General features: G+C 64.5%; 10 protein-coding genes. 3 read left to right on the top strand and 7 right to left on the bottom strand.

Translation table 11 applies throughout. The annotated features are described in order from the left end of the window. Nucleotides 1-19: 19 nt before the first annotated feature. A complete protein-coding gene (locus AC1RNP_RS08360; protein ID WP_493050790.1) occupies nt 20-250 on the bottom strand; it encodes a hypothetical protein in 231 nt (76 codons plus the stop codon). Between the two features lie 328 nt (nt 251-578). Between AC1RNP_RS08360 and AC1RNP_RS08355 the strand changes: the two genes are divergently transcribed. Further along, on the top strand, nt 579-1,922 hold the full coding sequence (locus tag AC1RNP_RS08355) for a lipase family protein (protein WP_493050789.1): 1,344 nt from the start codon (nt 579-581) through the stop codon (nt 1,920-1,922). Between the two features lie 107 nt (nt 1,923-2,029). On the opposite strand, the gene AC1RNP_RS08350 is transcribed toward AC1RNP_RS08355, so the two are convergent. The 4 genes from AC1RNP_RS08350 to AC1RNP_RS08335 all read right to left on the bottom strand — a co-directional run bounded on the left by AC1RNP_RS08350 (nt 2,030) and on the right by AC1RNP_RS08335 (nt 7,691). Beyond that, a complete protein-coding gene (locus tag AC1RNP_RS08350) occupies nt 2,030-2,974 on the bottom strand; it encodes an alpha/beta hydrolase (RefSeq protein ID WP_493050788.1) in 945 nt (314 codons plus the stop codon). Nucleotides 2,975-3,229: 255 nt separating this feature from the next. Beyond that, entirely contained in the window at nt 3,230-4,147 is a 918-nt protein-coding gene (locus tag AC1RNP_RS08345; protein ID WP_493050787.1) for a 2-dehydro-3-deoxygalactonokinase, read from the bottom strand. A gap of 9 nt (nt 4,148-4,156) precedes the next feature. Beyond that, on the bottom strand, nt 4,157-4,897 hold the full coding sequence (locus AC1RNP_RS08340) for an SDR family NAD(P)-dependent oxidoreductase (protein ID WP_493050786.1): 741 nt from the start codon (nt 4,895-4,897) through the stop codon (nt 4,157-4,159). Between the two features lie 31 nt (nt 4,898-4,928). Then, nucleotides 4,929-7,691 carry a TonB-dependent receptor gene (locus tag AC1RNP_RS08335; RefSeq protein ID WP_493050785.1) on the bottom strand — a complete coding sequence of 921 codons (2,763 nt, stop codon included), beginning with the start codon at nt 7,689-7,691 and terminating at the stop codon, nt 4,929-4,931. Between the two features lie 295 nt (nt 7,692-7,986). Here AC1RNP_RS08335 and AC1RNP_RS08330 point away from each other — a divergent pair, with 295 nt between their 5' ends. Both AC1RNP_RS08330 and AC1RNP_RS08325 read left to right on the top strand, forming a co-directional pair. Then, the gene (locus tag AC1RNP_RS08330; protein ID WP_493050784.1) at nt 7,987-8,919 is read left to right on the top strand and encodes a dihydrodipicolinate synthase family protein; all 933 of its coding nucleotides are present in this window, start codon (nt 7,987-7,989) and stop codon (nt 8,917-8,919) included. Beyond that, nucleotides 8,916-10,088, top strand: a complete 1,173-nt coding sequence (locus AC1RNP_RS08325; RefSeq protein WP_493050783.1) for a mandelate racemase/muconate lactonizing enzyme family protein — start codon at nt 8,916-8,918, stop codon at nt 10,086-10,088. The genes AC1RNP_RS08330 and AC1RNP_RS08325 overlap by 4 nt, the downstream gene beginning before the upstream one ends. Here the strand turns inward: AC1RNP_RS08325 and AC1RNP_RS08320 are convergent. Both AC1RNP_RS08320 and AC1RNP_RS08315 read right to left on the bottom strand, forming a co-directional pair. Continuing rightward, the gene (locus tag AC1RNP_RS08320) at nt 10,067-11,341 is read right to left on the bottom strand and encodes an MFS transporter (RefSeq protein ID WP_493050782.1); all 1,275 of its coding nucleotides are present in this window, start codon (nt 11,339-11,341) and stop codon (nt 10,067-10,069) included. The genes AC1RNP_RS08325 and AC1RNP_RS08320 overlap by 22 nt on opposite strands. A 79-nt stretch (nt 11,342-11,420) precedes the next feature. After that, entirely contained in the window at nt 11,421-12,140 is a 720-nt protein-coding gene (locus AC1RNP_RS08315; protein ID WP_493050781.1) for an IclR family transcriptional regulator, read from the bottom strand. Between the last annotated feature and the right edge of the window lie 53 nt (nt 12,141-12,193).

Here is a 12,193-nt window from a genome sequence, read left to right as displayed (position 1 = left end):
GGACTTCGCCTGCAATTTCTCAACCGTGTCCGAAACGTCCTGCGCAGGCGCCGCCAGGCCGATGGACGCGCGGCTGCCCGGATAACTTCCTTCGATATGCCATGGTCAGGGTGTCGATATTGAGGCGGCCATTCGCCTCGACGCTCTTGGCATATTCGACCAGCCCGCGGGAGGTTTCATCGGCGGAGGGGCTGCAAAGCCGGTCCGCCGCCCTTGCGACGTCCTCCATGACAGATTTTTCTTCGGCCATCGTGGCTCCTTGTATCCATGTATCGTGCTCACGAGGGCAGCATGGAAACGATTACATTTCCAGCCCACAGCCTCGTGCCGGCTGTCGGCGCCTCCCCTGTCGCGCGACGATCGAAGCGATGGTTTTGCGCGAAAGCTTTGTGCAACGCACCAGCACCCCGTGAAGGCCACATCAAACGCTCGATTAAAATGTGCGTTACGTCACATTTTTATTGGCTGTGCTGCATTGCGGCGTGAGCCCGGCAATGTCCCCGATGACCGTTCCCCTCGACCGGCATCGCCTGTGGTGCCGGATTCACCACCTGTCCAACCCACGGGGAGCAGAAAAAATGACCGAGAAGAAGCATGCGAAGAATCGTTGGCGTGCCGTCGCGCGTAAACGCGCGGCCCTGATTGCCGCGACGCTGGCGATCGCAGGGGCAACCACTTCGGCCGAGGCGCGGCTTCCTCCCGGCGAGGATCCGTTCTACAAGTACGACGGCAGCACGCCACTGGAAGACATCGCGCCCGGCACGGTGCTGAAGACCCGCACCCTCCCCTATCACGTCATCGGGTTCCCACTGCCGATCAAGACCACGCAGCTGCTGTATCGCTCGACGGGACAGCTCGGGCAGGCAACGGTAAATGTCACCTCCGTGGTCCAGCCGGTCTTGTACTTCGGTCCGAAGAAGCTGGTCTCCTACCAGTCCTTCTACGACTCGCTCAATCCCGACGATGAGCCCTCGTATGCGATCTCGGGCGGGGTGACGCTCGGCGGGTTGATCCCGAATGTCGAATCGATCCTGCTCGCGCCCCTTCTGACCCAGGGCTACAGCATCACCATCCCCGACACCCAGGGCCAGCAGGCGAACTTCGCGGCTGGGCCGGAGTACGGCATGAACACCCTGGATTCCCTGCGGGCAACGTTCAACTCGCGGGAAGTCGGCCTGCCTAGCTATACCAAGGTGGCGCTGGTCGGCTACTCCGGCGGCGCGATCGCGACCGAATGGGCTGCCGAGCTCGCGCCCGGTTACGCGCCCGATATGAACAAGCGCATCATCGGAGCGTCGATGGGCGGCGTGCTGGTGCAGCCGATGCACAACCTGCACTACGTCGAAGGCAGCCTGGGATGGGCCGGGATCATGCCCGCGGCGCTCATCGGTATCGCGCGTTCGTTCGATATCGACCTGAAGCCCTATCTCAACGATTACGGTCTGACGCTCAACGACCGGCTGCAGAAGGCCTCGATCATCAACGTCCTGTATCAGTATCCCGGACTGACGTGGAGCGCGATCGCCAAGCCGGAATATCAAGTCCCGGAGAAGGTCCCGGTGCTCGTGGAAGCCGCGAACGACCTGATCATGGGCACGGGCGGCACGCCGTCAATGCCCCTGCATATCCTGCAGGGTGCCGCGGGAGAACTCGAAGGATCGCTGGGCAACAAGCCGGGCATCGGCCGCGGCGACGGCGTCATGATCGCCGGTGACGTGCGGACGCTGGCGCGCGACTATTGTTCGCGCGGAGTCAAGGTCCAATACAACGAGAACCCGCTGCTGAGCCATACTCCGACCACCTTGCAATGGATTTCGGAGATGCTGCTCTGGGTCAACGGCCGGTTCGCGGGTTTCTCGGCGCCGCAGAATTGCTCGCAGATTCCGGTCGGGAATCCGGTGGAGCCGACGCCTCTCCCTTAAGCACCCAGTGCATTGAAACTGATGTGACTCGCAAGCGCTGCGTGCTCAACGCAGCGCTTGCCCATCTGGGCATCGTGCCGGAATGCAGACGGCATCAAAACAACTGTCTAGGTCAAACCATTCGCCCATTCTTTGAGAATGGAAACGTACAACTCCGGTTCTGCCTCATGCATGTTATGTGCCTTGTCCGGCAGAGATTGGTAGTCGAAGCGCTGTCCCGCCTTTTCAACCAAAGTACGTGCGTAGTTGACTTGAAGATCCGATGCCGCCCCGTGTAGCCCGCCCGTCACGGGGTCGGTCCCACGCTGATGATGAGTGAAAAGCATAGGGACCTTGGTCGATTGCAGTATCTCCTTGTGACTGCAGCCGGCCGTCGCGGTTCCGGAAAGAAACGCCCGCCCCCATTCCGGATCATATTCCTTGAGGTTTTGCGGCGGGCCTTCCGATTTTGCAATCCATGCCAGCACCCACGGTGGAATTCTCGAGGGTGCCGCGGCGATCATGCCGTCCCAGTCGCCAATGGACCATTGATCGCCCAAATAGGTACTGAAAAGCCAGAACAGATTACTGACCGCCGATTGATGCAAGCCATTGCCGCAAGCGGGAGTGAGCTCGGAACTGAAGATCGGCGCATCCTCCAGATACACCGCACGCACCAAACCTGGCGGTGCGTAAGCGGCGAGCCATGCGGCCACAACGCCACCAGACGAATTGCCAGCAACGATGGCCGGACGCCCGATGACCATCTGCATAAAGCGAACCACATCATTGGCGATGTTATCGACGGTATAGCGGCCCGGCGTCCGTGTCGTTCGCCCCTGGCCGCGCAAGTCGACCACATAAACGCGGTAATCGGCTGACAGTTGCTGCATCGCAGCCTCGTAGGCCCACCAGGATTCAGCCTGTGCGGGGACCAAGAGAAGTGCCGGGGCCGATTCTTCGCCAGCCACGACGTAGTTCATCACGACCTCGCCGAGATCGATCGTTTTCTCCTCGAAGGCATGTGGAATGTAAGTTTCTTTAGGAAAATCCGGACCAAATCGCAAACCCATGGCAATCCCTCATGATTGAAATGATATTTATCGATGGGCAAGCGACAGCATCTGATGCAATCAAAAAAAGCCCGCCGCACGCCCCGCATCATCAGCATACGAATGGATACTTTTCGATTCAAATAGGCTTAATTAGGGCATATTCAGCCGCATTTCATTATCGGCGGAATACTGTCGGGAACGAGGATGAAGCGCGATCAGGATGTTTTTGGAAATCCCGCGATTTGCAAGGAGTTCTCTCGCAGCAGCTGCAGATCAAGCCGCCGAAATCGCAGCCGTATGCAGTGCGGAAAATCCCCTCGCCGTGGCGTCAGCGGCGTCGACAGTTGTCGAATTCAGATTCAGGCGCGCCAACGCTTCCGCATACATCACGCAGACCGGACCCGCGCCAATCAGCGTGACCGTTTGATCGGCCGTGAACGGGTACGTGGCCTGGACATCGGCGATTTCCGCGCCGATGAGCAAACCGCGCAGGTACGAGGCCGCATCGTCACGGGCGAGTTCCTTGCGAATCACACGCGCGCGTGCACCAAACAGCAAGGTGCCCAGCCCGAGCGCACCGCGCGCGCCCGCATCCACGCCCGCATGAAACGCAGGGCCGGGTGTCGCCGGCGCGCCGACGATGGATGCGAGCAAACCCGCGGCGGTGAGCCGATCGAAGATCTCGCCGGACATCGCCGTCATGAATTCCTCGACACGGCCGTCCACGATCTGCACCCATTTGCTGTGCGTCCCCGGCAAGGCGACCATCCCGTCACGCGGCAGACGGCCCGCGCACAGCAAGCCGAACAGTTCGGTTTCCTCGCCACGCATGATGTCCGGCGCACCGTCGACGGCGCGGCGGCAAGCCAATCCCGGCACGATGCGCATGATGCGCCCGGCGATGCGCGTGGAATGCAGCCGTGACGCGAGTCCATCGAGGCCGATCGGACAGTCGGCGTAGGCGACTTCCTCCCAGCCGATATTCGAACCGATCATGCCGCAGGCATACAGACTTCCCACGTTGGGCCAGCGCTGACCAAGCTGCTCGATTCTTGCTTCCATGCCTTGCCGATCGAGCGCGGCGATGGCGGACGCTTCGATCCAGGCGTCTTGCACGACACCGGTTTCGTTCAACAAATACGCGCGGAAATTGGAGCTTCCCCAGTTGATCGCGATGAAATCCTGCCCCATTCGCCGTCCTCAGCTCCGCGTCACACTCGCGCCGCCGTCAATGGGGAAAACGCCGCCCGTGATCCAGCGGCTTCCCTCGCCCGCCAGGAACAGCGCCAGTTCCGCCACATCCTCAGCGGTACCAAGGCGCCCAAGCGGATGCCGGCCGACATTGCGCGCACGCGCGGCCTGAGGATCATCGGCACGCTGGAACGAGGCTTGCAGCATCGGCGTATCGATCGACGCCGGTGCCACGGCGTTGATGCGCACCTGCCACGGCGCGAATTCGAGCGCCGCGGTGCGCACCAGCGATTCCAGTGCCGCCTTGCTGGCCGCATAGGCGGCCAGGTTCGGCGTCGCGAAGCGTGCGTTGATCGAAGACACCACCACCACCGAACCGCCGCCGAGATCACGCATGCCGGGGACGCAATGACGCAGCAGACGTACCGCGGACACGACATTGCTGTCATAGGTGTCCAGATACAGCGCATCCTCCGAATCGAGCACCGATCCCGGCGGACAGACTCCGGCGCAGTGCACCAGGATCGTCGCCGCTCCGTGCGCCGCCGTAGCGGCCTGCACCGCTGCCGCCAGGGCTGCGTTATCGCGCAAGTCGGCCTGCAACGGCAATGTGGCTTCCGGCGCCGGCCGCAGGTCGATGCCGCCCACGCGCACACCCTGCTCGCGCAGCCGGCGTGTCACCTCGGCGCCGATACCGCTCGCCGCGCCGGTGACGATCGCCGCACGACCGGCCAACGATGCGCCGCTCACCTCCACGCCTTCCAGTTCTGCATACCTGTCCTCAGAAACGCCAGGTCATCGTCGCCATGTAGTTCCGGCCATATACGACATTGGTGCGCAGCCCTTCGTCACTGCCATCGTAGGTACGCTGCTGGCTGTCGAGCAGATTGCTCGCTTCCACCTGCAGCGACAGCCGGTCGCTGAAATCGTAGCCGATCGAGGCCGCCAGGTCCGAATAGGTATCGTTGTAGATGCCGGTGGCTGCGGCCGACAAGCCCACCAGATACTTGTCGCGCCAGTTGTACGCGAGGCGGGCGTTGAAGGGGCCGGTTTCGTAGTACAGGATCAGGTTGGCGTTGTTCTTCGACAGGCCCGGGAAAGTCAGCGAACGCCCGGTGACATCCTTGATCGGCGTCTTGGAGTCGATATAGGTGTACGTGGCGACGACACCGAAATTGCTCAGCGCGCCCGGCAGGAAAGTGAACGGCACCTGCGCGAGCAATTCCGCGCCCTGGATGCTGGCCTGGTCGCCGTTGACCTTGCGATTGATCAGATAGTTGACGCCACCGTATGTCTCGGCGTTCTGGCGCTGCACGATGAAGGTCGATACGTCCTTGTAGAACAGACCGGCCGAGAGCAGCGCGCCCTCGTCGTAGTAGTACTCCAGCGACAAGTCGAACTGGTCTGCCTTGAACGGATCGAGCGCCGGTGCGCCACCGACACCGGTGCCGGGCGTGATCTGCACGCCGCCCTCGAACACGGCGTTGTTGTACAGCATCACGCCATTGTTGAGATCCTCGGTGTTGGGGAACGCCACCACGCGCGCCACGCCGCCGCGCAGCACCAGCTTGTCCGTGATGTCGAGCTTGGCGGTCGCCGAAGGCAACCACTCGCGGTCGGTGCGGGTGTAGTCGATGGATTGCGGCACGTTATTGGTGCCGAGCAGATAGCCGCGCGAATCCAATTCGCGTTGCACATAACGCACACCGACATTGCCCGTCAGCGGCATGCCGCCGACTTCGGTATCCCAGTCGAGCTTGGCGTAGCCCTCGAAGAAATCCTCGTTGATGTCGAAGGTGCTGGCATAGGCTTGCGGATTGTTGACGCCATCCAAGCACTGCGGATCGCGACTGATCTGAGGCAATGCGCCGAACGCCGCGCAGCCGCTGAACGCTTCGCGGTAGCTGGCCAGGAAGCTGCGCGGCAGCCCGTCGAACTCGCCGCGCATGAAGTTGTTGTTGCTGTACGTGCGCAGGAAGTCGCCGAGCGCGGTGGCCGGAATGCCGCCGGCGGGACGAATGTCGGCACGCGATGGATTCTGCTCGCTCTCCAGCTTGTTGTAGCGGACGCCGAAATCCAGGGCGCGAAATGTCCCCGAGTCGAAGCTCCAGGTCCAGTCGGTGCGCAATCCACGGTTGTCGGTCTGTGAGCGGTAGTCGTTGTCGAACAGGATCGACAGGCGCATCTGCGACGGATCGGTCAAATCTACGCCGCTGATGTTGAAGCTGCCGAAGTCGCCATCCCGCAGATCGAAATCGACCACCGAGGTGATGCCGGCCATCGGTTGCAGGCGCATGTAGCGCTGGTGGTATCGGGCGCTGGAACGGCCGTAGGACGCCTCGACAGAGCCGTCCAGATGATCCCCGGCGTTGAAGGTGGCCTTCAGCGCCGTCGACCAGATGTCGCTGTCGATGTCGGCGATCTCGGTATTGGCCTGTACCGGGCCGGTGGAGCGTCCGGCGACCAGGATGTCGTTGCTCGAGTAGACCGCATTGCTGATGTTGGCGCTGGGATTGAACGCCAGCCAGTAGCGGTCGCGATTGGCGTTCTGCTTCGAGTAGAAGGTATCGGCGGTGATCTCGACACCGTCGACGGGACGCCATTGCAGGATGATGCTGGCGCCGACCTTCTTGCGATCATCGTCGATGGCCTGCGCGCGCATGTCGGTGCTGCCGAAGCGCGTGCGCGTCGGATCGTTGTTGTTGTCCTTGAAGGCCGCGTAGCCGGAGAAGGTGTCGAGCCCCTGCTGCACTACTTCGCGCTGGCTGTAGGTGGCGGCGAGCATGGCGCCGAAGCGCTGATCCTCGGAGCGCAGGGACAGAAGCGCGAAGCCCTGTCCGCCGCTCTTGCGTGCCAGCTCGTCGTAGCTGCCGGAGAAGCTTGCGACGTTCTGCGTGCCGTCACCGTACAGCGGCATGCGCGTTTCGATGTCGATGATGCCGCCCAGTCCGCCCGCGATCTGGTCGGCGCCGGCAAGTTTGGTGACCGACAGGCGCGAGATCAGTTCGGAAGGCACCAGGGTCAGCAGGCCGTAAGTCGATGTGTTGAGCTGGTCGAGGCCGTTGCCGCCGCGTCCGGTGGCGTCATAGATCGGACGGCCGTTGTAGAGATAGACGTTCTCGCGCAAACCGCGCACCAGCACGTCGCTGCCCTGCCCCATGCCGCGTTCGAGCTGCACGCCGGCGACGCGTCCCAGCGATTCGGCGACGTTGGTGTCCGGGAGCTTGCCGATGTCGTTGGCGACGATCGCGTCGACGATCTGCGGCGAATCGCGCTTGATGTCACGCGAGGCTTCCAGGCTGCCGGCGATGCCGCGCACCGTCATCCGGTCCAGGGTCTGGACGCCGTCCGAACCTTGTTGTGTCGCGGCGGCTTGCGGTTGCCCGGCCTGGTTCTGGTCCTGCGGGGTGCTGTCGGTTTGCGGTTGCGGCGTCGGCGCCTGTCCCGTTGTGTCCGGAGCAGTGGATTGAGCGGTTGCCGGCAGCGAGGCGAACAGCACCTGCGCGAGCAGCGATGACAGGATCGTACGGCGGGTATTGCGCATTACGGTGTCCTCCCTCAATGGGGAGCGAACCGGGGCGTCCGCCACCCGACATGCCACGCGCACGGTACCGCGGGCATCCGGCTGGCTGATCAGAGCGCTCCCTCCCGGTCGCTCTTTACCTCTACGGATTTGTCGTTCGGAACCGCCCGTCCGCTCGGGCGCTCCCGTTGCCATTTGTCGCTATTATAGCAATAATAGTCCGCAGAGCAAGGCCCACGCAAAACGGTCCGCCGGAGCTTCGCCGCTCCGCAGGCCGGTTTCATCGATTCCACCTGCAAGTTCAAGGACACGGCGCATGACGAGGCTGGCTGGCGTATTTCCCATACTCCCGACGATTTTCACGTCCTCGGGCGCGCTCGATCCGGACGGCACCCGCAACGTGCTCGAATACATCCTGGCCGCCGGCGCGGCGGGCGTCGTCTTCCCGGGCCTCGCCAGCGAATACGACATGCTGTCGGTCGACGAGCGGCTGGAAGTGACGGCGGCACTCGGTGACTGGATCCAGGGGCGCGCTCCGCTGATCGTCGGCGCCAGTCATCCCGATGCCGAGGTGGCGGCGCGTCTGGCGCGCGCCGGTGCCAACGTCGGCGCCGTCGCCACCATGGTGCTCACGCCGCACGCGCATGCGGGCGATCCCGAAGCCATGGCGCGCTACTTCTGCGACATCCATGCCGCATCCGGCATCGCGATCATGCTGCAGAACGCGCCCGCGCCGATGGGGATCGGGCTGGGCGTGGCGCAGATCGCGGCGCTCGTGCGAGCGGTCGAGGGCATCCGTTACGTCAAGGAGGAAACCGCGCCATCGGGCCATCGCATCACCGCGCTCGCAGCCGAAGCCGGCGACGCGCTCGATGCGGTGTTCGGCGGCGCCGGCGCGCGTCACGTGATCGACGAGCTGCAGCGCGGCGCCATCGGCACCATGCCCGCCTGCGAGATCACCGAGATCCACGTGGAGATGCTGGCGCGCTTCCAGCGCGGCGACGTCGGCGGCGCGCGCGATCTGTTCGAACGCACCCTGCCCCTGCTCAACATGCAGGCGGTGTTCCGCTGGCGGCTGACCAAGGCGGTGCTGCTGCGGCGCGGCCTGATCGACAGCGATCACGTCCGCGCGCCCGGACCGGCGCTGGACAGGTACGATCAGCACGAACTCGATGCCCTGCTCGCACGCATCGCCGATCTGGTCCCCATCGACGGCGCGCCCGAACGCCGCGCCCGCATGCCCGCATGAACCCTCTCGTCACCAAGGTCGAAACCTTCATCGTCACCGTGCCGCGCGACACGCCCTACCTGGGCCCGTTCGGTCCGGGCGAACACGTCAACGCGCGCGGCTACGTGGTGCGCAAGGGCAACGGCACGCTCTATCCGTCGCTCGACCGCTCGGTGGCGGTACGCGTGACGTGCGCCGACGGCAGCGAGGGCTGGGGCGAAACCTATGGCATCTGCGCGCCGCGCGCGACCTGCGAGATCATCAACGACCTGCTCGCGCCCGAACTGATCGGCCGCAATCCGGAAGACGTCGAGCGGATCTGGGACGATCTGTACGGCCTGATGCGCGTGCGCGGCTGCAACTCGGGATTCCATGTCGACGCGATCACGGCGCTGGACATCGCGCTGTGGGACCTGCGCGCCCGCGCGCATGGCCTGCCGCTCTGGCAGATGCTTGGTTCGCGGCAACGCGAGCGCGTGCCGGGTTACCTGTCGGGCTTGCCCGCCGCCACGCTGGAAGGACGCGTCGAGATGGCGCGTCGATTTCACGAACAAGGCCACGACGCGTTCAAGATCCACGCGGTGATCAGCAGCGAAGGGATCGTCGAGGAAGTCGCCGCCTTGCGCGAGGCGCTCGGCGACGACGCGCTGCTGATGGCCGATCTGCACTGGAAATTCTCGGCCGACGAAGCACTTGCCCTGATCGAGCAATTGGCGCCGTACCGCCTGCATTTCGTCGAGGCGCCGGTGAAACCGGAGGACGTCGCCGGCCTGGCCTGGCTCTCGGCGCACTCACCCACACCGATCGCCGCCGGCGAAGAGTGGTACACCGAATACGAAGTGCGCTTGCGGTTGTCGCATCAGTCGGTGCGCTTCATCCAGCCGGAGATGGGACATAGCGGCATCACCCAGTTCCTCCGCATCAACGCACTGGCCGAAGCCGACGGCGTGCAGACGGCGCCGCACGCGACCATCGGCACGGGGCTGTTCCTCGCCGCGAGCCTGCATGCCTCGGTCACCCTCCCTGGTTTGTGGCGGCACGAGTGGCAACACTCGGTGTTCGCGCGCGCGCTGGAACTGCTCGACACCGACATGGCCTACGCCGACCGGAGCTATCGCCTGCCCAGCGGACCAGGGCTTGGCGTGCGTCCCGGCAAGCGCTTCTGGGATTACGCCGAACCGGTGTCCTGATCTGACGCCGCGGCATTCGTGATCAGTCGCGAGCGCGGCGCCGATCGCACCGCCAGCCATGCCACGCCCAGCGCGACCGGATGCAAGGTCGCCATGATCAGGAAGCTGCGATCGAAATGGCCTCCCGCGACGAGGCTGCCCACCACCTGCGCCGACAACATGCCACCGAACGCGCTGCCAGCGCCGATGATGCCGAATGCCGTGGCGATGTAACGGCTCGGATACAGATCCACCGCAAGCGCGCCGATGTTGATCTGGAACACCAGGTGCGCGAACACCACCAGCGAGGCGATCGCGAACAGCAGCGGCAAGCTCGGATGGAACGCCGCGAACACGCCGATCGGCGCCAGCATCGCCGCGCCGGACATCGCCAGCAGGCGACTGCGCACCGGCGCCATCCCGCGCTTGATCATCGCGCTGGAAATGCCACCGCCGCCGATGCTGCCGATGTCGGCCGCGAGGTAGACCAGCCATGCCGACGCCGCGATCGCGGTCAGCGTCATGCCGCGTTGATCGTTGAGATATTTGGGGAACCAGAACAGGTAGAAGTACCAGACCGGATCGGCCACCGCGCGCGAGAGCGCGAACAGCCATAGCGAGCGATCGCGCAGCAGATCGCCCCACAGCGCGCGTTCGCCACGCGCGTCGGCCGGCTGCGGCGGGCGCGCTTCGCGCGGATGCAGCCACAGCCATCCGATCAGCCACACCAGGCCAGCCGCGCCGGTGACGAAGAATGCCGAGCGCCAGCCGTAGGCCATCGCCACGCCGCCGATCAGCGGCGGCGCCAGCGTGGCGCCGATCATCGCGCCGGCGGTATAGATGCCGATCGCGAGGCCGCGCTCGGCGGGCGGAAAGCGTTCGGACACCACCTTGGCGCCGACCGTGTAGTTGCCCGGCTCGCCCAGGCCAAGTGCAAAACGCGCGGCGCCGAGCTGCCAGGCGTTGCGCACCATGCCCGTGAGCAGATTGGCGATCGACCACCACGTCACGAACAACGTCAGCGCCCAGCGCGAGCCCAGCCAGTCCGTGATCCGCCCCGCGGCCAGGAAGGCCACCGCGTAGGCGAGCAGGAATGCCTGGACGATATGCGCGTATTCCAGGTCGCTGATATCGAGATCGGCCTGGATGGTGGTCGCGAGGATCGACAGCGCCTGGCGGTCGAGGTAGTTGAGGATTGTCGAGAAGAACAGCAGGGCAAGCAGGGTCCAACGCAACCAGCCGCGGCCTCCGCTGCCCCCCTCTGTCATCGCCATGCCCACACTCCCCGCCAGAACGACCGGGAAAGTATTACTAAATTAGCAACAAAGCAAATGAAGTCGCGGCGAGGCGCTCTCAGCCAATGCTCTGCGCCGCCGAACGCAAGGCGTCGACCAGCTCGGCCGTGGCCGACTCGGGAATCCAGCCGGACATCGCGATCCCGGCATACACCGGCGTCCCGACCGTCACGGCGACGATGTGGTGATCGCGATCGTCTGCCACGTGCACGCGCGCGTAGCCCTGCTCGCGGGTGCGCACGAGCAATTCCAGCAGGCTGTCGATGCCCGCCGGGAACCGCGGGATCTCGCGACCGGCATACAGCTCGCGCACGTCCTCGTCCTGCAGTTGCGACAACAACACGATGCCGATGCCGCTGGTGGTGGCCGGCAGCAGGCCGATGCGGCCCAGTCCGCGTGCCGCCTCGATGCCGGGCGGCGCGTGGAACAGGTAGCTCACGCTGTCGTTCCAGAGCACGCCCATCGCCACCGTGTGGCCGAACCGGCGCAGCCGCTCAAGCACCGGCAGCGCGCGCTGGATCAGGCCGGACGCGAACAGGCTTTGCGCGGCCAGCACGTGCATGCCGGGGCCGGAGGTGTACTTGCGATCGGAGGTCTGACGCACGATGCCCATGTAGGCCAGCGTCTTCAGCAGCCGGTTGACGCGCGTCGCATTGGCGCCGAGCTGGCGCGCCAGTTCGCGGCATCCGATCGGTTCTGGCGCCGAGGCCAATGCCTGCAGCGTCAGGATTCCGTCGATCAGGCTCTGGTTCGGTTGGGCATTCGGCTTGACGCGCATGTGTGCAGATTAGCCGTGCCGCCTGCGCGCGGCTAGAGCATCGCGGGCACCGT

Source organism: Luteimonas sp. GW821-FHT14E02 (assembly GCF_058803905.1).
The sequence above is the reverse complement of the archived record's forward strand: the minus strand, read 5'-3'. Positions and strand labels throughout refer to the sequence as shown.

Coding starts and splice junctions, on each gene's coding strand:
- AC1RNP_RS08360 (WP_493050790.1), bottom strand. CDS start 250: ATGGCCGAAGAAAAATCTGTCATGGAGGACGTCGCAAGGGCGGCGGAC.
- AC1RNP_RS08355 (WP_493050789.1), top strand. CDS start 579: ATGACCGAGAAGAAGCATGCGAAGAATCGTTGGCGTGCCGTCGCGCGT.
- AC1RNP_RS08350 (WP_493050788.1), bottom strand. CDS start 2,974: ATGGGTTTGCGATTTGGTCCGGATTTTCCTAAAGAAACTTACATTCCA.
- AC1RNP_RS08345 (WP_493050787.1), bottom strand. CDS start 4,147: ATGGGGCAGGATTTCATCGCGATCAACTGGGGAAGCTCCAATTTCCGC.
- AC1RNP_RS08335 (WP_493050785.1), bottom strand. CDS start 7,691: ATGCGCAATACCCGCCGTACGATCCTGTCATCGCTGCTCGCGCAGGTG.
- AC1RNP_RS08330 (WP_493050784.1), top strand. CDS start 7,987: ATGACGAGGCTGGCTGGCGTATTTCCCATACTCCCGACGATTTTCACG.
- AC1RNP_RS08325 (WP_493050783.1), top strand. CDS start 8,916: ATGAACCCTCTCGTCACCAAGGTCGAAACCTTCATCGTCACCGTGCCG.
- AC1RNP_RS08320 (WP_493050782.1), bottom strand. CDS start 11,341: ATGGCGATGACAGAGGGGGGCAGCGGAGGCCGCGGCTGGTTGCGTTGG.
- AC1RNP_RS08315 (WP_493050781.1), bottom strand. CDS start 12,140: ATGCGCGTCAAGCCGAATGCCCAACCGAACCAGAGCCTGATCGACGGA.